We start from the raw sequence: 20,207 nt of genomic DNA on the forward strand, positions 1-20,207 counted from the left end.
ATATGAATGACTTTTTTTCTACAATAAGAAAACACCAGGCACAAAATTTACCTTTTGTTATTTATTCCAAACCTGATTCCGGCAGTATTTTTGCTTTTTTGCAGCAAAATGATAAATTGTATAAAGTATCGGATTACAGCGAAAAAGGTTTTGTTCTTGCTTCATTTGATGAAAAACAACTCATTTTAATTCCTGAAAAGCAATCTAAAATCATTAGTGCGAAACAGACGGGAGTAAGTTTTAATGCTATTGAAAGTGATGAAGTAAATTTGGATTTGGAAGCCCAAAAACAATACAAGGATTTGGTTTCAAAAGGAATTGAAGCGATTCAAAACGACGAATTCAAAAAAGTAGTTTTGTCCAGATGTGAATCGGTTGATTTAGTCAATTTTGATTTTATAACGACTTTTCAAAGATTGATTCATTTATATCCGACCACCTTTACATATTGCTTTTTTCATCCAAAAATTGGCCTTTGGATTGGTGCAACACCCGAACAACTGTTGAAAGCAAATGGAAACGTTTTTCAAACAACCGCTTTGGCAGGAACACAAAAAGCAAATTTAGAAACTGAAATTCGGTGGGAGCAAAAAGAAAAGGATGAACAGCAATATGTGACTGATTTTATTGTAAAGCGATTGAGAGAAGTTGCAAATTCAGTTGTGATTACGGAACCGTATAGTATCAAGGCGGGATCAATCTGGCATATTAAAACAGATATTTCGGGAGTTCTAAATGAAGATTCAACTTTAAAAGAAGTAATCGATACGCTTCATCCAACACCTGCAGTTTGTGGTTTGCCAAAGAAAAAAGCAAAAGCATTTATTTTGGAAAATGAAAATTATGACAGAACTTTTTATACTGGTTTTCTGGGTGAGCTAAATAGCAGTTTTGCAAATGATAGTGTAAGCTCTGATTTATTTGTAAATTTACGAAGCATGCAAATTCAGGAAAACAAAGCCATTTTGTACATGGGTTGCGGAATTACAAAAGAAAGTATTCCTGAAAAAGAGTGGGAGGAAAGTGTCAACAAATCGATGACGATGAAAAGAGTTTTGAGGGCAGAAAATAGAGTAAAGAAAATAGACTAAAGAATATTAGGTAAAAAATCAATTTTAAGTTTTTCAAAATTGAGATTGAATTTGTTTTTTGAAATTGCCATTGCGATTGATTTTTGCCATTGAATTTGATAATTATGAAATTAGACATATTAGCCTTTGGGGCGCATCCGGACGATGTAGAATTGGGATGTGCTGGAACCATTTTAAAAGAGGTATCACTTGGAAAAAAAGTAGGTATTGTTGATTTAACACGAGGAGAATTAGGTACGCGAGGAACAGCAGAAACCAGAGATCAGGAGGCAAAAGATGCGGCAAAGATTTTAGGAGTTGTCGTGCGTGAAAATTTAGCGATGCGTGATGCTTTTTTTGTAAATGATGAAAAACATCAACTCGAAATTATTAAAATGATTCGGAAATATAAGCCTGAAATTGTTTTATGCAATGCAATTGATGATCGCCATATTGATCATGGAAGAGCAAGTAAATTAGTTTCCGACTCTTGTTTTTTATCCGGATTGATGAAAATTGAAACTTCAATAGATGGAGAAAAACAAGATGCATGGAGACCAAAAGTTGTCTATCATTATATTCAGTGGAAGAATATCGAACCTGATTTTGTTGTAGATATTACCGGTTTTGAAGAAAAGAAAGTAGAAGCAATTCTGGCTTATAAAACGCAATTTTATGATCCAAATTCTAAAGAGCCTGCAACACCAATTACAAGCAAAAATTTTCTGGAAAGTTTAAATTACAGAGCACAGGACTTAGGAAGGCTGGTTGGTAAGGATTTTGCAGAAGGTTTTACTGTTGAAAGATGTTTGGCTGTCAATAGCTTAGAGGATTTGATATAAAAAGTTGGATTTTTTTTTAATTTTTTCTTTGTAGAAGTAAACCTTTGTCATATATTTGCAACCGCTAAGCGAAAGCTTAGGTAAATGGTGGTTGTAGCTCAGTTGGTTAGAGTAGCGGTTTGTGGTGCCGCGGGTCGCCGGTTCGAACCCGGTCAGCCACCCAGAAATTTAAAGCCTTGAAGAAATTCAGGGCTTTTTTTGTGGATTAAATTTACTGATAATTCACGTATCATATTGAGATAAAAACTCCTTTCCCAAATATTGAGATTAGTTTTAAAGGTGAAACTAAAAAAAAAACATTGTTACAAAAAAAAGACTGCCATTTATGACAGTCTCTTATTCTTTATACTTTAACTAATAGTAAACATTCTTTTAATTCAGGTTTTTCGACTATGAAGTTTAATAACCATTCTTGCAATTGTTCCATTTCGTAAGGTAACAGTGTTTTGATAGCTTTTTCTAATTCTTTACAAAAAAGCACCGGGTCGAAACTTACTCTTTCAAGTATTGATTTCGTGTAATCAAACATCATTTTTGACATAATAAATAAGATTTTGGGGGGTTATCTTTATTTTTAAACTCGAGCCAAATTTAAACAAATATCACATATAAAAGATCTTTTTAACTTATTTTTTTAAAAATATTAGCAACGAATACGTTTTCTTAATGAATATAAATCAATATAGATTTGTTCTAAATAGCAGTGTATGAATTATTTTACAGCTCTAAACATTTCTCTTTTTCCTGGAGGGCCTGCTAATTTTTCAACGGTAAATCCAACTTCAATCATGCTTCTTTTAACAACTCCCCGTGCTGCATAAGTTACCAAAACGCCATTTGGTTTTAAACTATTATACATTTTCTGAAAAATTTCTGTACTCCATAACTCAGGTTGTACTCTGTATCCAAAGGCGTCAAAGTAAATTAAATCAAAAATTTCAAAATCGTCTATTTCATCAAAAAATTGTTTTCTTTTTGTTAATGAATAATTAGGACTGATTTCAGTTTTTAAGTTCCATTCTGATTCATGCATTTTTTTAAAAATATTTTCAAACGAATCGGCTTCTAACTCTGATACATAATTCATGGCTAACACTTCTTCAGCATTAACAGGATAAGCTTCAACACCAGTGTAATCAATGTGTTGTTTTTTTTGATTTGCTTCAAGAAAAGTTATAAAAGCATTTAATCCTGTTCCAAAGCCAATTTCAAGAATGCTAACCGGTTTATCATTAAAGAGGTGTAGACCATTTTTTATAAAAACGTGTTTAGCTTCCTGAATCGCACCGTGTTTTGAATGGTAGCATTCATCCCATTCCTGCAAACGAATTGTAGTTGAACCGTCTGACGTTTTAATAATTTCTCTTTTCATTAAATTTTGAATTTTGCAATACGTTTTTATACTTCTAAAAGGGTGTTGTATGCCAAATTTAATCAAAACAAATGCGTAAAGCCTTAAAAAATCAAGGTTTTTTCATAAAATCCATATAAAAATCAGTTAAATTTTTAAGTTTATTGTAAGATAAATAAATCGCAGTTAAATGAGGTAATTAATGGTTTTTTAGCAAGGAAATTATATATTTTTACTTAATTTTGCATTCAATAAATTCTATTTTATATCAAATTATCACTTTAAGAAGTCTCTCATGTGATAAAAATTACGTAAAACTTACATTATTATGAGTACAACTCAAACAAGCAAAATTGAAATCAGAAAAGCCACTTCTTCTAAGATTAGCAGTGTAGACTTTGAAAACTTAAGCTTTGGTGCTGTATTTACAGACCATTTATTTGAATGTGATTTTAAAAATGGGGAATGGCAAACACCGGTCATTAAGCCGTATGCTCCTATTTTAATGGATCCTTCTTCTAAAGTCTTTCATTATGGTCAGGCGATTTTTGAAGGGATGAAAGCTTACAAAGATGACAATAATGATGTTTGGTTGTTCAGACCTGATGAGAACTACAAACGTTTCAATAATTCAGCAGTTCGTATGGCAATGCCCGAAGTTCCTGAATCCGTTTTTATAGATGGTTTGAATGAATTATTAAAAATTGACAAAGACTGGATTCAAAAAGGAAACGGAAGCAGTATGTATATTCGTCCTTTTATGATCGCTACAGGTCCCGGAGTTGTGGCTAATCCATCTGATGAATATAAATTTATGATTTTACTTTCTCCTGCAAAATCATATTATTCAGGTGAAGTAAAAGTAATTATTGCAGAGCATTACAGCAGAGCTGCTAATGGTGGAATTGGAGCTGCAAAAGCTGCGGGTAACTATGCTGCGCAGTTTTATCCAACAAATCTGGCTAATAAAGACGGTTTTCAGCAGGTAATCTGGACTGATGATGCGACTCATACAAAACTGGAAGAAGCCGGTACAATGAATGTATTCTTTAGAATTAATGATACATTATTAACTGCGCCTACAAGTGAAAGAATTTTGGATGGTATTACCAGAAAAAGTTTGATTGCTATGGCTGAAAAAGAAGGCTTAAATGTAGAAGTTCGTCCTGTTATTGTTTCAGAGTTGGTAGAAGCTGCTAAAAATGGATCTTTAAAAGAGATTTTTGGTGCAGGAACTGCGGCAGTTGTAAGTGTTATTAAAGGATTCTCTTATCAGGATGTTTATTATGAAATGACTTCAATCGAAAATTCATACGCTTCACTTTTAAAAGAAAAACTAACAAATCTTCAAAATAAACTTGCAGAAGATACTTTTGGATGGACAGTAAAAGTTCAGTAATTCAAAAAAAATTAGATAAAAAGAAACCCGACAAATTAAAATTGTCGGGTTTTGTTTTTATAACAGTTTTGAAAAATCCGGCTTGAAATAATTCGGTCCCTTCATTACTTTTCCATCTTCACGATAAATAGGCTGTCCGTCTTCTCCTAATTTACTCATATTGCTGCGTTGGATTTCATCAAAAACTGCTTCAATTTTGTCTTGTAGGCCATGTTCGATAATTGTTCCGCACAAAATATACATCATGTCTCCAAGAGCATCAGCAATTTCCACTAAGTCATTGTTTTGAACAGCTTCAAGATATTCTTCATTTTCTTCTTTCATTAAATTATAACGTAGCTGTTTTTTGGTTTCGCCTAAATCGGCAATGGGAGTTTCGCTGTGTCCTATTTTAAAAGCAGTATGAAATTCTTTTACTGCATCAATTTGTTTCTTCATTTTTTATTTGATTAAATGGAGTGCCAAATTAGCAACTATTCGTGTACAATTCTCTAAATTTGTCAAAAATAATTTTCAACTATGTTTAGTCAGGGACAATTAATATTCGCTGTTTGTTTTTTTATTGCATTTGTAATCGTAATGGTTTTTGCTTATCGAAAAGATCTTGCCTTGCATAAGATTTTCTATAAAGGAAATTACAAAGTCTTAATTGGTTTTTTGCTATTTATTTTTATTTTGTTCTTAATCAAATTCTTTTTTAAAAGATAAATGGAAAATTTATTTCTATATTTAAAAAAGGAAAATTAGAAAAAATATACTTTTGAATCTTCAATGTCGTTTTGTTAGTGTGCTTTTTAATATGGTATAATTTTAAAGAAGCATTTTTATTTTTTTTGTTATTCGTAACACCGTAATAAATTTATAACTTTACGACACCAAAACAACCTACACAATGAAAATCCTAAAATATCTATTCCTTTTATTAATACTAAGTTTTGTTGCTTTAAGTGTTTTTGTGGCTACACAAAAAGGTCTTTTTACTGTTGAGAGAAGTAAGGTGATCAATTCACCGAGAGCTACGGTATATCATTATGTAAATGATTTTAGAAATTTTGAAGATTTTGAATCCTGGGCAGTTGAAGATCCAACAATAAAAATGTCATTTCCTGAAAAAACAGCAGGTAATGGGGCTTCATTTTCCTGGGAGGGTAGCGAAGGAAAAGGAAATGGTTTAACGCTTCAGTCGAAAGAGGGTGAAAGTATTCGTCAAAAAATGAATTTTGACGGAACTGAGGCTGATGTTCAGTGGGTCTTTAAAGATACTCTTAACGGAAAAACGAAGGTTACCTGGAAAGCCAAAGGTGAGATGAGTTTTTTATTTAAAATTTATACTGTTTTGAATGGTGGTTCCGATAAAATAATAGGGACTATGTATGAAAAAACGCTTGTGAATATTGATAAAAATCTGGATTATGAAACTAAGACCTATGCAATAGAAGTAAATGGTGTTGTAAGGAAAACGGAAAGTTTTTATATTAAACAAACTTTTACAAGTGAAATTCAAAAAGTCAATAAAAATGCCAGAGTAGTTATTCCAAAGTTGATTGAGTTTAGTAAAACAAATAATTTATATACAAACGGAAAGCCTTTTATTATTTATCATACCTATGATGTAAAAACTAATTTGGCGAAAATTTCAATCTGTTTGCCAATAAATAAAGAAATTTCGACAAGTGCAGGAAGCGATATTCTGGCAGGAAAATTAAACAGTTTTGATGCTGTAAAAACTACTTTAAAAGGGGATTATTCCCATACTAACGAAGCAATTTCAAAAACAACAGCTTTTATTAATAAGGAGAAAATTGTCTCTGATTTGAGCTGGTCGCATCTTGAAATTTTAACGGCCGGTAAATTAGATGTTAAAAGTTCGTCGAAATTAGTAACTGAAATTTATTATCCAATTATACCAAAAGTAGTGCCTGTTGTTGAGGCGGCTCCTGTATACTCTGATGCTGATCAGCCGGTAGCTAAAAAAACTACAACTGATCCGGTAGTTAAAAAACCTGCAGCAACAACACCTCCGGCTAAAACAACTACAACGGAAGAGGAAGATTCAGAATTTTAAAAAAAAATAGAAAAGCTGATTAAACCTTTTGTAATAAATTCATTCAAATAACAAGATAACTAAAAAAACTTGACAGACGAGAAGGAATTTATAGCACAGTTATTAAATCCTAAAACGCAAAATGCTGCGTTTCAGATACTCTTGTCGCAATATCAAAAACCATTGTATTCTCATATTCGGAATATTGTTTTGAATCATGACGATGCTGATGATGTTTTACAGAATACTTTTGTAAAAGTATTTCAATATTTGAAAAATTTTAAAGGCGAAAGCAAGCTTTTTTCATGGATGTATAGAATTGCAACCAATGAAGCTCTGACTTTTTTGAGTCAAAAAGCAAAATTAAACGGTTTAACATCTGAAGCTTTACAAAATAAAACAATTGATAATTTAAAAGCCGATACTTATTTTGATGGTGATGAAATTCAGATCAAGCTTCAAAAAGCACTTGTTACATTGCCGGAGAAACAACAATTGGTTTTTAAAATGAAATATTTTGAAGAATTAAAGTACGAAGAAATTTCTGAAATTCTGGGAACTTCTGTAGGAGCATTGAAGGCTTCTTATCATCACGCGGTAAAAAAAATTGAATTATATGTTACATCAAATTAAACCTTTTGTTATAAAACATATCTTATAGGCATTATGGAGACATTTAAATTAGAAAACGAGCCGAAAATAAAAACTGGATTTAAAACTCCGGATTCTTATTTTGATGATTTTTCGGCAAAAGTTTTAGGACAGATCAATGAAAAGGAAATAAAAGTAATTCCGATTTACAAACGTAAAGAGGTTATTGCAATGTTTGTTGCTGCGGTAATTGTTATTGCATTAATGATTCCGATAGTAAATAATTACACTAAATCAAAAGAACTTGATGAGGCAACTTTGGAAACCTATTTATCGTATCAGTCTAATATAAACCAATATGATTTGATTAGGGAATTAGACACTAAAGATATTGAGGCAATTAATAAGAACGTTGTACTGGAACAGGAAACCCTTGAAGATGTTTTGTCTTCAAGCCCAAATATTGAAAATTTAATTTCTGAATAAAAATAAAAAACAATAAAGATGAAAATCAAAAATATACTACCCATATTGCTGTTCTTAGTTAGTTTTTCATTTTATGCACAAGGTGAGAAAACAGATGAAAAGCGTGAAAAGATAAAAGCTTACAAAGTCTCTTTTTTAACTACAGAATTAGAACTTACCTCTAGTGAAGCTGAGAAATTCTGGCCAATTTATAATGCTTTTGATGATAAGCAATATGAATTGCGACATGAGAAAATGAAGACCTATTTACGTAAGCTAAATGATGATAATATTAGTTCTGTTTCAGAAAAAGAGGCATGCACACTTTTATCACAAATTGAAAGCACGGATAAAGAATTATTTGTTCTGAAAGAAAAATACATGGCTAATCTTAAAAAAGTGCTTTCGGCAAAAAAAATATTGAAGCTGAAAAAATCAGAGGATGATTTTAATCGAAAATTGTTAAAGCAATATAAGGAAAAAGCAGGTAAAAATTAAGTATTACAAATACTAATACCTGTGTCACAAATACCACAAGAGGCAAAAAAAACACATAACAACAGCGATAAGGCCCCTATATAATAATACTTACTTTATTATTTAGGGGTTTTATTATTTTTTTTTTTTGAGTTATTTGAAGCGAAGTCTTAGTACTTTATTGTGACCTGCTGCAATTGCTGTATTTCTGTTGATAAAACGAATTGTAAAAAGTTTTGAATCAGTTGATAATTGTGTCCAGTTTGCACCTCCATTTTGAGAATATTGGATTCCTTCTGAACCTACACAAATAATTTCTTTGCCGTTACCTCCTGGAACATACTGTACACATGAGGCATATCCAAAACCCATTCCCTGGCCGATTAATTCCCAGGTTTTGCCGCCATCTGTTGTAAAAGCCTTATTGTCATTTTTTTGGTTTGGAAGTTCATAATCGCCTCCGGCAATAAATCCATGTTTAGAATCATAAAAATCAGCTGTAAAAATACCAGTCATTGTTTTGCCCTGAACGATAGGAGTTTCAATTACTTTCCAGGTTTTAGCTTTATCCGGAGAATAAAAAACGCGTGATTTTTTTCCTCCTGAAACCAGCCAGGTGTCATCTCCTTTTGTAATAATGTTAGAATTACTGGCTGCAAAAGCTGTTTCGCCTTTAGCATTTGTAGGTAATTTATCTGATAATAATTTTGTCCAGGTTTCACCTCCATCACGGGTTATGATAATTGAAAAAGTGTCTTCTGTTGGATCGCCAATAGCAATTCCTTCTTTGTCGTTCCAGAATTGCATACTATCATAAAACACTCTTTCGTGGATTTCTTTGTAAACTAATTTTACTTTTTGTGTTTTTTTAGATACAGAATAAAGTAATGCAGGATTTCCAACACTTAATAAAAAAATATCTTTCGAAGTTTGAGCGATACTTCGGAATTCTAATTTTAAAGTATCACGATAAATATGCTCTTCAAACTTTTCTTTTTTATCTAAATCATAGTATCCAAAACGAGAATTATCAGCACCATACCACACCTTATTTTTATCAATTGAAATAGCCCTAATGCTAATTTTATCCTGAAACAAAGTATCTGTTTCCATTGATGTGAAACCGCCATAAAAAAATGTTTTGGCATTGTTGTTCAATGGTTTAAAAGAAATGAATAAAATAAAAACGCCACAAAATAACATTACTTTTTTCATATAGGTTAAGATTTAGGTATTGCTAAAATACAATTATTTATAACATGTAAAATATATTTTGTTTTTTTTCTGGCACAGTAATTGGATACTCCAGAATATTAATCTTAATATGATTTGCCATGAAAGCGAAAATACTTTTTTTAGCGTTAGTAACTATAGGTTTGAGTTCTTGTGCAGTACAAAGCCAGACTACTGTTTATGCAAAAAACTCAGATATCAGTGATAATTTGGACTTAAGAGCTGTTGCTTCTATTTTTGGAGAATCAGCCAATCTTCAGGATTTCGAAAGAAGGCTAAATGATCCAAAATATCAAATTTCAAATCTTGACTTAAATAATGATGATCAGGTTGATTATTTACGTGTTATCGAAACTGTTGAAGACAGGACTCACGTAGTGATAATCCAGTCAGTTCTTGATCGAGATGTTTACCAGGATATTGCAACCATCGATGTAGAAAGAGATAATTACAATAAAGTAAGTGTTCAGATTGTAGGTAACAGTTATTTATATGGGGCTAATTATATTTATGAGCCTGTTTATAATGTATCTCCGGTTATTTATTCATCATTCTGGGTTACAAACTACAGACCTTATTATTCTACATGGACCTGGAATTTTTTCCCAACCTATTATGTAGCTTGGAGACCTTATCCGATTTACAGATATAGAAGTAATATCAATATTTGTATTAATGTAAACAATCGTTATAATTATGTAAACCACAGAAGAAGCTATAGAGCTCCGGTGATATATGAAACAAGACGTTCTTATGGTTACGAAAGACAATATCCTAACCGTAGTTTTTCGCAGAGACATGCGAACGTTAATAACAGATATGAGTTAGATCGTAGACGTGTTGCAAGTAGAGAATCTAGTAGAAATCAAAATGTTTACAATAATAACAGGTCAAATTCAGGAAGATCTTCAGGTACAGGATATGGAACTCCAAACAGAAATTATGCTGAAAACAGAAATGCATCATCTAATAGAAGCTATAATTCAAATCGAGCTGGTTCTGACAGAGATAATACATCCAAAGCAAATAATCCTGTAAGAGTTGAAAATAATTCCAGAACAGAATCAAGAGGGTATTCTAATGAAAACAGAACGAATGGATCCAGAGAAAATTCTGAAAACAAAATGAATGAAAACAGATCAGTTTATAGTCCAAGAACAGAATCCAGAGGGAATTCTGAGAATAGAACGAATGAAACCAGATCCGTTTCAACTCCAAGAACAGAATCTTCCAGAGGGAATTTTGAAAACAGGATCAATATGAATAGAGCTGCTTCATCCTCTACAAGGACTGAATCTCAAAGAACAGCATCTGAAAACAGATCTTCGAGACCGCAAGCATCACAACGTTCAGAAGCTCCACGAGGAAATCAGGAAGCCAGAGGTGGTGGTCAGTCACAAAGACAAAATAATTCAGAATCAAGAGGTGGAGGAAGAAGAGGTTAGTCTTAAAAAAAGGTTTTTAAATTAAAAAGAACACAATCTAACGATTGTGTTTTTTTTGTTGTTTATAATTGATGCTAATTTGTTTTAAAACAGTAAATTTGCAACCGTCTTTTATAAAAACATACATGAGCGCATCGCATAAAAACTTACACAGTAAGTTGTCTATTGGGGGTTTATTGATCACATTAGGAATTATTTATGGAGATATTGGTACTTCTCCATTATATGTAATGAAGGCCATACTTGGTGAGCACAGTATTAATGCTGATATTGTTTTAGGAGGTATTTCCTGCGTTTTCTGGACGTTAACGCTCCAAACTACAATTAAATATGTGCTTATAACCTTAAGTGCTGACAATCACGGTGAAGGTGGGATTTTTGCTTTGTATGCTTTAGTCAAGAAAACAAAAATATCATGGCTTATCGTGCCTGCTATTATTGGCGGTAGCGCCTTGTTAGCTGACGGAATTATAACACCGCCAATTTCCGTTTCTTCTGCAGTAGAAGGTATAAAAACATATTATCCTGAAATAAATACAATCCCAATTGTTATTGGAATTCTTTTTATTTTATTTACAATTCAACAATTTGGGACTAAACTCGTTGGTAAATTTTTTGCACCAATGATGCTTATATGGTTCGCAATGCTGGGTACTTTAGGTGTTATTCAGATTATGCAGCATCCAGAAGTTATAAAAGCGATAAATCCATATTATGCATATCATTTATTGCAAATACATCCTGAAGGATTTTTTGTTCTTGGATTTGTATTTTTATGTACCACAGGAGCAGAAGCATTGTACTCTGATATGGGGCACTGCGGAAGAAAAAATATTAGAATCAGCTGGGTCTTTGTAAAACTGACTTTAGTACTAAATTATTTTGGCCAGGCTGCTTACTTAATTCATCATGAAGGTTCGACATTACAGGAATTAGGTGGTGAAAATGGTAATCCCTTTTATTTAATCATGCCGGATTGGTTTCAACCGGCAGGAATTGTAATTGCGACTTTAGCGGCTGTAATTGCTTCTCAGGCATTAATTAGTGGTTCTTTTACTTTGATAAATGAAGCGATGCGATTAAATTTCTGGCCAAAAGTAAGAATCAAATATCCTACCGAAGTAAAAGGTCAATTATATATTCCGTCGATCAACTGGTTATTGTTTTTTGGTTGCGTCGGAATCGTTTTGCACTTTGAAAAGTCGAGTAATATGGAGCACGCTTATGGTTTGGCAATTGTACTTTGTATGATTATGACCACAATTTTATTAAATTATTACTTAATCATGAAAAGGGTTAAGCTGTATTTTATGGTTCCCCTGATCACTATTTATTTAGTTATTGAAGGTTGTTTTTTAATTGCCAATATTACCAAATTTGCAGATGGTGGTTACGTAACCTTAATCATAGCAATTATGTTAATTTCAGTAATGACAGTATGGTATGTGGCTAAGAAAATTAACAAAAGCTATACTAAAATTGTCAAAATTGACGATTACAAGAAAGTTCTGATGGAGTTGAGCGAAGATTTATCCATTCCAAAATATGCAACTCATTTGGTTTACATGACAAATGCAAATCGTGTTGATGAATTAGAGCAAAAAGTAATGTATTCTATTTTACAAAAGCGTCCTAAACGAGCTGATATCTACTGGTTTGTACATGTAAATATTTTAACTGAACCTTATAAAACGCAATATAAAGTAACAGAAATTGCTAAAGATGACATTTATAGAATTGATTTTAATTTAGGATTCAGAGAGCCAACCAAAATCAATCTAATGTTTAGGGAAGTTATTCGCGACATGGTGAAAAATGGAGAAGTTGATATTACCAGCCGTTACGAATCATTAAATAAAAACAATATTGTTGGGGATTTCAAATTTGTCTTGTCTGAAAAATTCCTGTCTAATGATTCCGACTTATTGTGGCATGAAAAAATAATCATGAACTCTTATTTCTTAATCAAAAAATTAAGTTTGTCTGAAGAAAGTGCTTTTGGATTAGACAGCAGTTCAGTTAAAATAGAGAAATTTCCAATGGTGCTTCATGCTCCTGAGAATATTGGATTAACAAGGATTATAAAGTAAATCATTTTTCAAAATACATTCAAAAACACTCTTTTATGCTTTATTAGAGTGTTTTTTTTCTTTTTAATGAAAGTCAAAATAACAATCAAAATTAAAAATTTAACTTTCAATCAATTAATAGTACCTTTGCAACTCAAATAATTAAAATGAGATTACACAGAAATTTAGTTTATACTACCATCGATTCTTTGAATGCTATTTTCAATGAAGGAGAATATGCAGACAAAGTGGTAGCAAGAGCCTTAAAAAAAGACAAACGTTGGGGAAGTTCTGACAGGAAGTTTGTTGCTGAAACCATATACGAAATTGTTCGTTGGAAAAGATTATATGCTGAAATTGCAGAAGTTAAAGAGCCTTATGACAGGGATAACTTATGGAGAATGTTTGCGGTTTGGGCAGTTTTAAGAGGCTATCCAATTCCGGATTGGAGACAATTAGAAGGCACTCCTGAAAGAAAGATAAAAGGCCGTTTTGATGAGCTTTCAAAAGTTAGAGCTTTAAAAGAATCTATCCCGGACTGGATGGACGAATTAGGAGTAAAAGAATTGGGAGAAAAGGTTTGGGCAAAAGAGATTACGGCGCAAAACCAGCCTGCAAAAGTTATTCTTAGAACAAATACTTTAAAAGGTACCAAAGAAAGTCTTCGAAATACGTTGATGGATTTAAATATTGAAACAGAATATTTAAAAGATCAGCCAGAGGCTTTGGTTTTGAAAGAAAGAGCCAATGTCTTTTTGACAGATGCTTTTAAACAGGGACTTTTTGAAGTTCAGGATGCAAACTCGCAATTGGTTGCCGGTTTTCTTGATGTAAAGCCAGGTATGCGTGTTGTTGACACCTGTGCAGGAGCTGGCGGAAAAACATTGCATATTGCTTCTTTAATGGAGAATAAGGGGCAATTGATTGCAATGGATTTATACGAAAGTAAACTCAAGCAATTGAAATTAAGAGCCAAAAGAAATGGTGCTTTTAATATTGAATATCGTATTATTGATACAACCAAAGTGATCAAAAAGCTGCATGAAAAAGCAGATCGTGTTTTAATAGATGCGCCTTGCAGCGGTTTAGGAGTTTTAAAAAGAAACCCTGACTCTAAATGGAAATTACAACCTGAATTTATTGATAATATCCGTAAAGTTCAGTCGGAAGTTTTAGAAAGTTATTCTAAAATTGTAAAACCGGGCGGAAAATTGGTATATGCAACGTGTTCTGTTTTACCATCAGAAAATCAGGAGCAGGTAGAGAAATTCCTTAAAACTGAAATTGGTAAACAATTTACATTTATAAAAGATCGTAAAATACTGGCTTCAGAATCTGGTTTTGACGGATTTTATATGGCACTCCTAGAACGTAAAATATAATAAAAATCCCAATATTTAAAAATCCAAATTCCAATCACTACATTGGGATTTGGATTTTTTTATTGGATTTTAAGTTTGTAAGCTTGGTTTACGTAGCAGTTTTCCGTTTTCATTTTCTTTAAATTTGGGCACAAAAACGATTTTTTTTGGTTTTTCATATTTATCTAAGATGTCAAAAAAATCAACTGGAAAATTTTGTTTCTCTCCCTCAATTACCAAAATTAATTTTTCGCCTAAAAGAGAATCAGGAATTCCGGTTACAAAAAATCTGGAATTGATTTTTCCGATTAGTTTTGCTTCAATTTGTTCCGGAATTAATTTTAGACCGCCACTATTAATTACATTGTCAATTCTTCCTAAAAAAGTGAATTGATTTTCTTTTATTGACTCAATTAGATCATTTGTAACAATTGGTTCTTCAGAAATTGCAGGAACGGTAATTACTAAACATCCCCGATTATCCTTAGTAATTTTTATATTTGGTAAAACTGTAAAAACTTTTTCACCGACTTTTCTGGCTGCAATATGAGTAATGGTTTCGGTCATGCCATAAGTTTCATAAACTTCAGTTTTTAAAGCCAAAAGTTTTTCTTCTAATTCAGTATCCATTTTTGCTCCGCCAACTATAAGTTTTTTGACATTTTTTAAAGCTTTAATCGAATTCTGCACTTGTAAAGGGACCATTGCCGCAAAATCATAAATGGTCTTATTTAATGCTAAAGGGGCTGTACTTGGCTCTGTAATATCTAAATCCAGCCCCAAAATTAAACTTCTGACCAGCATCATTTTTCCTGCTATAAATTTTACGGGTAGACAAAGTAAGGCTTTATCTCCTGGTTTTAAATCGAAAAAATCCCCGGTTGCTAATGCCGATTGTATCATAGCTTGTTTCTGCAGGCGGACTAGTTTGGGTAGACCAGTAGTTCCTGATGTTTTCATTTCGATGTACTCTTTTTTATCAAACCAGTCTAATAGAAATTCTCCAATAGCCTGTTCGTTAGGATCACCTTCTTTGATAAAACTATAGGCTACACTACTGAGTTCATCAGCATTAAGGTGATGACCATTTATTTTAAAATAATTATGAACGTTTTTATGAGTTAGTTGAATCATGACTTAATATTTTATTATTTCTGTAACAGTTATATCGCCTGTTAACTTTTCTTTCCAGTTTTTCCAGTTGTATTTTTTGCTAAAAATAAAAAGCAAAATAGGGTAGATAATCACTACCGGCAAAATAACATCGAAACCTGCAGAGGGCTCAGATAAATCTATAAATATAGAATGAGTTTGAAAAACGGACCAATCCGAGGTTACCAATAAAGCACCAATCAGGTTGTTTGCGGCGTGAAAACCAAGTGCCAATTCCATTCCTTCGTCCATTAATGTGAGAATTCCTAAAAATAAACCTGTGCCAATATAATAAACCATGATAATAGGGCCTATTTTAGTCACTTCCGGATTAAACCAATGCATAGAACCAAATATAAGAGAAGTCATTACTAATGGAAACCATCTGTTTAGTGCTAAATTAGCAAATCCCTGCATAAGATAACCCCTGAAAACATACTCTTCTGTACTGGTTTGTATCGGAATAAACACGGTTCCTATAACTACCAGAATAAGGAAAGGGACAGGTTTAAAATTCAAAATAAATTGTTCCGGTGATTGTAAATAAAGAAACAAAAAGCTTGCTATGGAAAATAACGACCATAATAAAAATGAAAATAAGATACGCTTGATATCTACTTTCCTTCGCGAGGTAGTAATGGATAAGAAACTTTGATTATGAAGGTGTTTAACCACATAAAAAACACCCGCCAGAGCAAAAACAAATGATATCATAACCAAAAGCAAAGTAAGATTTGATTCAAACATTTTCATTGCCGAATCATTATCTGACGGAATCGCAGTTTTATCTGTAAAACTTTTGTAAACCATCGCAAGAGTAAAAGGAATCTGGCCAACAAACGAAGCAATGATTATTATGACGGAGCCTAAAATATATTTCCCAAAATTATTTTCAGGCTTAATTCCTTGTTCTAAAAACATGTTATTTAAAATTTAAAATGAAGTTCTAATTAATAAGTAAATCTTATTTTTGGGGATAGCTAAAATACCTTTTTTTAAAGTAATTATTTTACAACATCTTAAAAAAAATAAAATGATACAAGTTTACCATAATCCACGTTGTGGAAAATCAAGAAATTGTCTGGCTTTTATGGATGAGGCAAATCTAAGTTATGAAATAATCCCTTATCTTACTGAAACGCCAACTTTTGAGGAGCTGAAAAGTTTAATTGAAAAATTAAACCTCAAACCAATTGAATTAGTCAGAAGTAAAGAGAAAATCTGGATTGATGAATTTAAAGGAAAAACATTAACCGATTCTCAAATCATTCAGGCAATGACTGATAATCCTATTTTGATTGAAAGACCAATTGTAATAAAAGATGGTAAGGCTATTATTGGACGTGACCCGGACAAACTTGCTGCTTTTTTGAAATGATTATAAAGTAGAGGATTAACATTTTTTTGTGATTTCATCTTTTAAACCAAAAGTTATATTTGCGGTCTAAAAGAAAAAGAAATACCAGAAAACTAATGAAAAAAATCAAATTTGCCATACTAATCTTATTCCTGTTTTCAGGATTATGGAATTATGCACAACAACCACCTTCGGGTCAAAACAAAGTAAAAGTTACAGGAAAAGTTTTAGAGAAAGTATCTAAACAGCCATTAGAATACGCTACTATATCAATAACAGCATCCAATGATACAAAAGTAATTGCTGGAGGAATTACAAATCCAAAAGGTGAATTTGATTTAGCAGTTCCTCCGGGAACTTATGATATCAAAATAGAATTTATTTCATTTAAAGCCACTGAAATCAAAGGAAAAAATATTTCTTCCGATACAAATTTAGGAGTTGTACCGCTTTCTGAAGATGCAGCGCAGCTAAACGAGGTTGTGGTTCGTGCAGAAAAATCGACAGTAGAAATAAAGCTGGACAAAAAAGTGTACAATGTGGGCCAGGATATGATGGTAAAAGGCGGAACAGTGAGTGATGTGCTTGATAATGTTCCTTCAGTTTCAGTCGATACAGAAGGAAATGTAAGTTTAAGAGGAAGTGATAATATCCGAATTTTAATTGACGGAAGACCATCAAACGCAATCAATATGGCTGAAGCATTACGTCAGCTTCCGGCAGATGCAATTGATAAAGTAGAAGTAATTACTAATCCATCTGCTCGTTATGATGCAGAAGGAGGTTCGGGATTAATTAATATAATTCTTAAAAAAGGAAAAAATCAGGGATTTAACGGAACTTTTATTGCTTCAGGAGGAATTCCTGAAACGTATGGTTTAAGTGCGAATCTGAATTATAAAACAGAAAAATTAAATTATTTTACGACCGCTGGCTATAATTACAGAACAAATGAAGGAGAAGGCTTAACCAATTCGGAATATTTCAATGCGGATGGTTCAACAAAACGTTATTTAGATGAAACCCGTGATACTAAAAGAACCAGAGACGGATTTAACGGAAGAGCAGGTATAGAATGGTCTATTACACCAACTACTTTCTGGACGAATGCCATCAATTACCAAAAAAATACCGGTGAAGACAGAGATTTGATTAATTACTATAATTATGATGCTAATCGCGTTTCAACAGGTAATTCATCTCGATTAAACAATGGGGATTCAGGAGGCGAAAATGTAGAATATACATCAAACTTAATTAAAAATTTTAATGATAAAGGGCATAAACTGACTGCCGATTTATCGATTTCAAGAAACACAGACGACAGTAACAGTGTGATTAATGCATCGCCAAATTTTAATACGACTTTAAATAATCAGGTTCAAAAGCAATTTCAATTACAGGCTGATTATGTGCTGCCGATAGGTGAAGGAAGTCAGTTTGAAGCTGGATATAAAGGAAGTTTTGGTGATTTGAATAACATATACTATGTTACGGATAATGCTGGAGAAGAAGATGAAAATTTATCTAATACTTTAGAGTACAAAGAGTACATAAATGCATTGTACACGTCATACGGTTTTAAAGTAAATAAATTTTCTTATTTATTTGGTTTGCGTTGGGAAGATACTAATATTGAGGTTAATTTACTGGATAATAATAATTTCAATACCAAAAAATACAACAACTTATTTCCAAGTGCTTTTATAAGCTATGAAATTTCAGATCAGAGTAATTTTAACGCAAGTTACAGTAAGCGTTTGTCAAGACCAAGAGGGCGTTTTATGAACCCTGCAGTAAACTATGCCAGTAACGTTAATATTTTTCAGGGAAATCCTGATTTAGATCCTTCATTGACTGATAAATATGATGTTGGATATCTTAAACGTTGGGAAAAAGTGACTTTTAGTACATCAGCTTATTTTGAAGATACAAAGAACGTTTTCAGTTTTGTAAGAATGCCAACGGGTGATGTTGTAACTCCTGACGGAGAAGTTGTAACTCCTGCACCTGGTGAGACAGTTGATGGTATTCCGGTTATTAAAAGCAGTCCAATTAACTTAGGAAAAGAACAAAAAATTGGTTTCGAATTTACATTTAATTACACCCCATTCAAATGGTGGAGATTAAACAGTAATTTCAATTTTTACAATGTAAAAACAACCGGAGAAAATAGCTATGAAGATAATAATAATCAACTAATTGTACAGAATCTGGATAATGAGGCTACTACCTGGTTTGCCAGAATTAGTTCAAAAGTTACCCTTCCATACAAAATTGACTGGCAGTTAAGTGGTAACTACAATGGAGAGCAAAAAACAGCACAAGGTAAAAATCTGGGACAGTTTGGTTTAAATACCGCTTTCAGTAAAGATGTTTTAAAAGATAAAGGGACTATTGCATTCAATATCAGTGATATTTTCAACTCAAGGAAGATGAGGTCTTATACGGATCTTTATGATAATAGTATATTAACTCAGACATCTTATAGTGAATTCCAGTTCCGTAAACGTCAGTTCAACTTATCATTTACGTATCGTTTCAACAAGCCTAAAAACGAAAGAGAAAAGAATGGAGCACCTAGAAATGAAGGTGGAGGAGACGGAGGTGGAGAATTTCCCGGATAATATAGCTTAAAACTTCAAAAAATAAATTCCAAATTCCAACCTAAAAAAATGGAATTTGGAATTTTTTATTATCAGAATTATTTTTTAGTTATAAAAAAAAGGACTCGAATAAACGGGTCCTTTTTTTATGAAATCAATTAAAGTTTAACTGACTGTTCTTCTTGTCTTTTCTTTGCTCTTTTCTCTTTGAACATTTCCCAACTAGCTCCCGTAACCCAGTAAGATACGAAACCAACTAAGAAAAACATCAACCAAAACCCTATAGTTAGTATGGTCAAGAAAAGTAAAAAACCTAAGTACTGTGAAAATTCAAACATGTTTTCCGGAATTTTTGAATGTAAGCACAAATGTAGGTTTTATATTTTTCGTTGCCAATAAAAACCAAATCAATTTTTATAAAAGAGCAATTATCTTTATATTTATACTCATTTTAAATAAGGTTTTTTTTGCTGTCAATAATCTTTTTGGAATAAATGAAATTCAAATAAAAGAGAATGAGTGTTTTAAGGAGCTGTTTCCCGCTATCCGTTGCAAACGAAGTTCATTGAACTCCAATGAAAATGGATGCTAAGTGAAGTGATCTTTTGTTTTTTAAAGAAAAAAACAAAAGGATTTCCACTACTATCGGGGCTATACCATCCGTTTTCAGAAGAACCTAATTTTTAGATTAGAAAATCAGGCATTTCACATTTTACAAAATACATTTTACAAATAACAATTTACA

At 32.3% G+C, this 20,207-nt stretch carries 20 protein-coding genes and 1 tRNA gene; 14 read left to right on the forward strand and 7 right to left on the reverse strand.

The features are described from left to right. Nucleotides 1-2 precede the first annotated feature (2 nt). From DMB68_RS01755 to DMB68_RS01765, 3 genes are all read left to right on the forward strand, one after another. The gene (locus DMB68_RS01755; RefSeq protein WP_110344960.1) at nucleotides 3-1,091 is read left to right on the forward strand and encodes a chorismate-binding protein; all 1,089 of its coding nucleotides are present in this window, start codon (nucleotides 3-5) and stop codon (nucleotides 1,089-1,091) included. A 104-nt stretch (nucleotides 1,092-1,195) separates the two neighbouring features. Then, nucleotides 1,196-1,912: a bacillithiol biosynthesis deacetylase BshB1 gene (gene bshB1 / locus DMB68_RS01760; protein ID WP_110344961.1), complete on the forward strand. Its 717-nt coding sequence runs from the start codon at nucleotides 1,196-1,198 to the stop codon at nucleotides 1,910-1,912. 87 nt (nucleotides 1,913-1,999) lie between these two features. Next, nucleotides 2,000-2,073: transfer RNA gene (locus tag DMB68_RS01765), tRNA-His, on the forward strand. A gap of 182 nt (nucleotides 2,074-2,255) precedes the next feature. Here the strand turns inward: DMB68_RS01765 and DMB68_RS01770 are convergent. Continuing rightward, on the reverse strand, nucleotides 2,256-2,453 hold the full coding sequence (locus DMB68_RS01770) for a hypothetical protein (protein ID WP_031457182.1): 198 nt from the start codon (nucleotides 2,451-2,453) through the stop codon (nucleotides 2,256-2,258). A gap of 171 nt (nucleotides 2,454-2,624) precedes the next feature. After that, the gene (mnmD, locus tag DMB68_RS01775) at nucleotides 2,625-3,284 is read right to left on the reverse strand and encodes a tRNA (5-methylaminomethyl-2-thiouridine)(34)-methyltransferase MnmD (RefSeq protein ID WP_110344962.1); all 660 of its coding nucleotides are present in this window, start codon (nucleotides 3,282-3,284) and stop codon (nucleotides 2,625-2,627) included. Nucleotides 3,285-3,591: 307 nt separating this feature from the next. Here mnmD and DMB68_RS01780 point away from each other — a divergent pair, with 307 nt between their 5' ends. Next, nucleotides 3,592-4,662, forward strand: coding sequence for a branched-chain amino acid aminotransferase (locus DMB68_RS01780; protein ID WP_110344963.1), 1,071 nt, complete (start codon nucleotides 3,592-3,594; stop codon nucleotides 4,660-4,662). Between the two features lie 57 nt (nucleotides 4,663-4,719). On the opposite strand, the gene DMB68_RS01785 is transcribed toward DMB68_RS01780, so the two are convergent. After that, a complete protein-coding gene (locus tag DMB68_RS01785; protein ID WP_110344964.1) occupies nucleotides 4,720-5,100 on the reverse strand; it encodes a pyrophosphohydrolase domain-containing protein in 381 nt (126 codons plus the stop codon). Nucleotides 5,101-5,181: 81 nt separating this feature from the next. Here DMB68_RS01785 and DMB68_RS23580 point away from each other — a divergent pair, with 81 nt between their 5' ends. From DMB68_RS23580 to DMB68_RS01810, 5 genes are all read left to right on the forward strand, one after another. Next, on the forward strand, nucleotides 5,182-5,370 hold the full coding sequence (locus tag DMB68_RS23580) for a hypothetical protein (RefSeq protein WP_110344965.1): 189 nt from the start codon (nucleotides 5,182-5,184) through the stop codon (nucleotides 5,368-5,370). A 184-nt stretch (nucleotides 5,371-5,554) separates the two neighbouring features. After that, nucleotides 5,555-6,727 (forward strand): SRPBCC family protein, encoded by a 1,173-nt coding sequence (locus DMB68_RS01795; RefSeq protein ID WP_110344966.1) that lies wholly within the window; start codon nucleotides 5,555-5,557, stop codon nucleotides 6,725-6,727. A gap of 69 nt (nucleotides 6,728-6,796) precedes the next feature. Then, entirely contained in the window at nucleotides 6,797-7,339 is a 543-nt protein-coding gene (locus DMB68_RS01800) for an RNA polymerase sigma factor (RefSeq protein WP_110344967.1), read from the forward strand. A 33-nt stretch (nucleotides 7,340-7,372) separates the two neighbouring features. Then, a complete protein-coding gene (locus tag DMB68_RS01805) occupies nucleotides 7,373-7,783 on the forward strand; it encodes a hypothetical protein (protein ID WP_110344968.1) in 411 nt (136 codons plus the stop codon). An 18-nt stretch (nucleotides 7,784-7,801) separates the two neighbouring features. After that, nucleotides 7,802-8,260: a sensor of ECF-type sigma factor gene (locus DMB68_RS01810; RefSeq protein WP_110344969.1), complete on the forward strand. Its 459-nt coding sequence runs from the start codon at nucleotides 7,802-7,804 to the stop codon at nucleotides 8,258-8,260. Between the two features lie 132 nt (nucleotides 8,261-8,392). Here the strand turns inward: DMB68_RS01810 and DMB68_RS01815 are convergent, their stop codons facing one another. Continuing rightward, nucleotides 8,393-9,454, reverse strand: coding sequence for a beta propeller repeat protein (locus DMB68_RS01815; RefSeq protein ID WP_110344970.1), 1,062 nt, complete (start codon nucleotides 9,452-9,454; stop codon nucleotides 8,393-8,395). A 119-nt stretch (nucleotides 9,455-9,573) separates the two neighbouring features. On the opposite strand from DMB68_RS01815, the gene DMB68_RS01820 reads away from it, so the two are divergent. From DMB68_RS01820 to DMB68_RS01830, 3 genes are all read left to right on the forward strand, one after another. Continuing rightward, the gene (locus tag DMB68_RS01820; protein WP_110344971.1) at nucleotides 9,574-10,917 is read left to right on the forward strand and encodes a hypothetical protein; all 1,344 of its coding nucleotides are present in this window, start codon (nucleotides 9,574-9,576) and stop codon (nucleotides 10,915-10,917) included. 125 nt (nucleotides 10,918-11,042) lie between these two features. Then, nucleotides 11,043-13,007: a KUP/HAK/KT family potassium transporter gene (locus tag DMB68_RS01825; protein WP_110344972.1), complete on the forward strand. Its 1,965-nt coding sequence runs from the start codon at nucleotides 11,043-11,045 to the stop codon at nucleotides 13,005-13,007. 146 nt (nucleotides 13,008-13,153) lie between these two features. Further along, on the forward strand, nucleotides 13,154-14,368 hold the full coding sequence (locus DMB68_RS01830; protein WP_110344973.1) for an RsmB/NOP family class I SAM-dependent RNA methyltransferase: 1,215 nt from the start codon (nucleotides 13,154-13,156) through the stop codon (nucleotides 14,366-14,368). Between the two features lie 69 nt (nucleotides 14,369-14,437). Here the strand turns inward: DMB68_RS01830 and DMB68_RS01835 are convergent, their stop codons facing one another. Next, complete coding sequence (locus DMB68_RS01835; RefSeq protein ID WP_110344974.1) at nucleotides 14,438-15,481, reverse strand: AMP-binding protein; 1,044 nt, start codon at nucleotides 15,479-15,481, stop codon at nucleotides 14,438-14,440. Nucleotides 15,482-15,484: 3 nt separating this feature from the next. Beyond that, nucleotides 15,485-16,420 carry a CPBP family intramembrane glutamic endopeptidase gene (locus DMB68_RS01840; protein ID WP_110344975.1) on the reverse strand — a complete coding sequence of 312 codons (936 nt, stop codon included), beginning with the start codon at nucleotides 16,418-16,420 and terminating at the stop codon, nucleotides 15,485-15,487. 112 nt (nucleotides 16,421-16,532) lie between these two features. Between DMB68_RS01840 and DMB68_RS01845 the strand changes: the two genes are divergently transcribed. Both DMB68_RS01845 and DMB68_RS01850 read left to right on the forward strand, forming a co-directional pair. Beyond that, entirely contained in the window at nucleotides 16,533-16,877 is a 345-nt protein-coding gene (locus DMB68_RS01845; protein WP_110346313.1) for an arsenate reductase family protein, read from the forward strand. A gap of 95 nt (nucleotides 16,878-16,972) precedes the next feature. Continuing rightward, nucleotides 16,973-19,483, forward strand: coding sequence for an outer membrane beta-barrel family protein (locus DMB68_RS01850; protein WP_110344976.1), 2,511 nt, complete (start codon nucleotides 16,973-16,975; stop codon nucleotides 19,481-19,483). Between the two features lie 137 nt (nucleotides 19,484-19,620). Here DMB68_RS01850 and DMB68_RS23585 read toward each other — a convergent pair whose 3' ends face one another. Further along, nucleotides 19,621-19,800 (reverse strand): hypothetical protein, encoded by a 180-nt coding sequence (locus DMB68_RS23585; RefSeq protein ID WP_078226371.1) that lies wholly within the window; start codon nucleotides 19,798-19,800, stop codon nucleotides 19,621-19,623. Nucleotides 19,801-20,207 lie beyond the last annotated feature (407 nt).

Origin of the sequence: Flavobacterium hydrophilum, from assembly GCF_003202405.1 — a bacterium.
GTDB classification, from domain to species: Bacteria; Bacteroidota; Bacteroidia; order Flavobacteriales; family Flavobacteriaceae; genus Flavobacterium; species Flavobacterium hydrophilum.

Bases quoted from the DNA above. Each gene is read 5' to 3' on its own strand.
- DMB68_RS01830 (WP_110344973.1), top strand. From the start codon at position 13,154: ATGAGATTACACAGAAATTTAGTTTATACTACCATCGATTCTTTGAAT.
- mnmD (WP_110344962.1), bottom strand. From the start codon at position 3,284: ATGAAAAGAGAAATTATTAAAACGTCAGACGGTTCAACTACAATTCGT.
- DMB68_RS01840 (WP_110344975.1), bottom strand. From the start codon at position 16,420: ATGTTTTTAGAACAAGGAATTAAGCCTGAAAATAATTTTGGGAAATAT.
- DMB68_RS23585 (WP_078226371.1), bottom strand. From the start codon at position 19,800: ATGTTTGAATTTTCACAGTACTTAGGTTTTTTACTTTTCTTGACCATA.
- DMB68_RS01820 (WP_110344971.1), top strand. From the start codon at position 9,574: ATGAAAGCGAAAATACTTTTTTTAGCGTTAGTAACTATAGGTTTGAGT.
- DMB68_RS01805 (WP_110344968.1), top strand. From the start codon at position 7,373: ATGGAGACATTTAAATTAGAAAACGAGCCGAAAATAAAAACTGGATTT.
- DMB68_RS01780 (WP_110344963.1), top strand. From the start codon at position 3,592: ATGAGTACAACTCAAACAAGCAAAATTGAAATCAGAAAAGCCACTTCT.
- DMB68_RS01810 (WP_110344969.1), top strand. From the start codon at position 7,802: ATGAAAATCAAAAATATACTACCCATATTGCTGTTCTTAGTTAGTTTT.
- DMB68_RS01770 (WP_031457182.1), bottom strand. From the start codon at position 2,453: ATGTCAAAAATGATGTTTGATTACACGAAATCAATACTTGAAAGAGTA.
- DMB68_RS01850 (WP_110344976.1), top strand. From the start codon at position 16,973: ATGAAAAAAATCAAATTTGCCATACTAATCTTATTCCTGTTTTCAGGA.
- DMB68_RS01825 (WP_110344972.1), top strand. From the start codon at position 11,043: ATGAGCGCATCGCATAAAAACTTACACAGTAAGTTGTCTATTGGGGGT.
- bshB1 (WP_110344961.1), top strand. From the start codon at position 1,196: ATGAAATTAGACATATTAGCCTTTGGGGCGCATCCGGACGATGTAGAA.
- DMB68_RS01785 (WP_110344964.1), bottom strand. From the start codon at position 5,100: ATGAAGAAACAAATTGATGCAGTAAAAGAATTTCATACTGCTTTTAAA.
- DMB68_RS01815 (WP_110344970.1), bottom strand. From the start codon at position 9,454: ATGAAAAAAGTAATGTTATTTTGTGGCGTTTTTATTTTATTCATTTCT.
- DMB68_RS01755 (WP_110344960.1), top strand. From the start codon at position 3: ATGAATGACTTTTTTTCTACAATAAGAAAACACCAGGCACAAAATTTA.
- DMB68_RS01795 (WP_110344966.1), top strand. From the start codon at position 5,555: ATGAAAATCCTAAAATATCTATTCCTTTTATTAATACTAAGTTTTGTT.
- DMB68_RS01845 (WP_110346313.1), top strand. From the start codon at position 16,533: ATGATACAAGTTTACCATAATCCACGTTGTGGAAAATCAAGAAATTGT.
- DMB68_RS01835 (WP_110344974.1), bottom strand. From the start codon at position 15,481: ATGATTCAACTAACTCATAAAAACGTTCATAATTATTTTAAAATAAAT.
- DMB68_RS23580 (WP_110344965.1), top strand. From the start codon at position 5,182: ATGTTTAGTCAGGGACAATTAATATTCGCTGTTTGTTTTTTTATTGCA.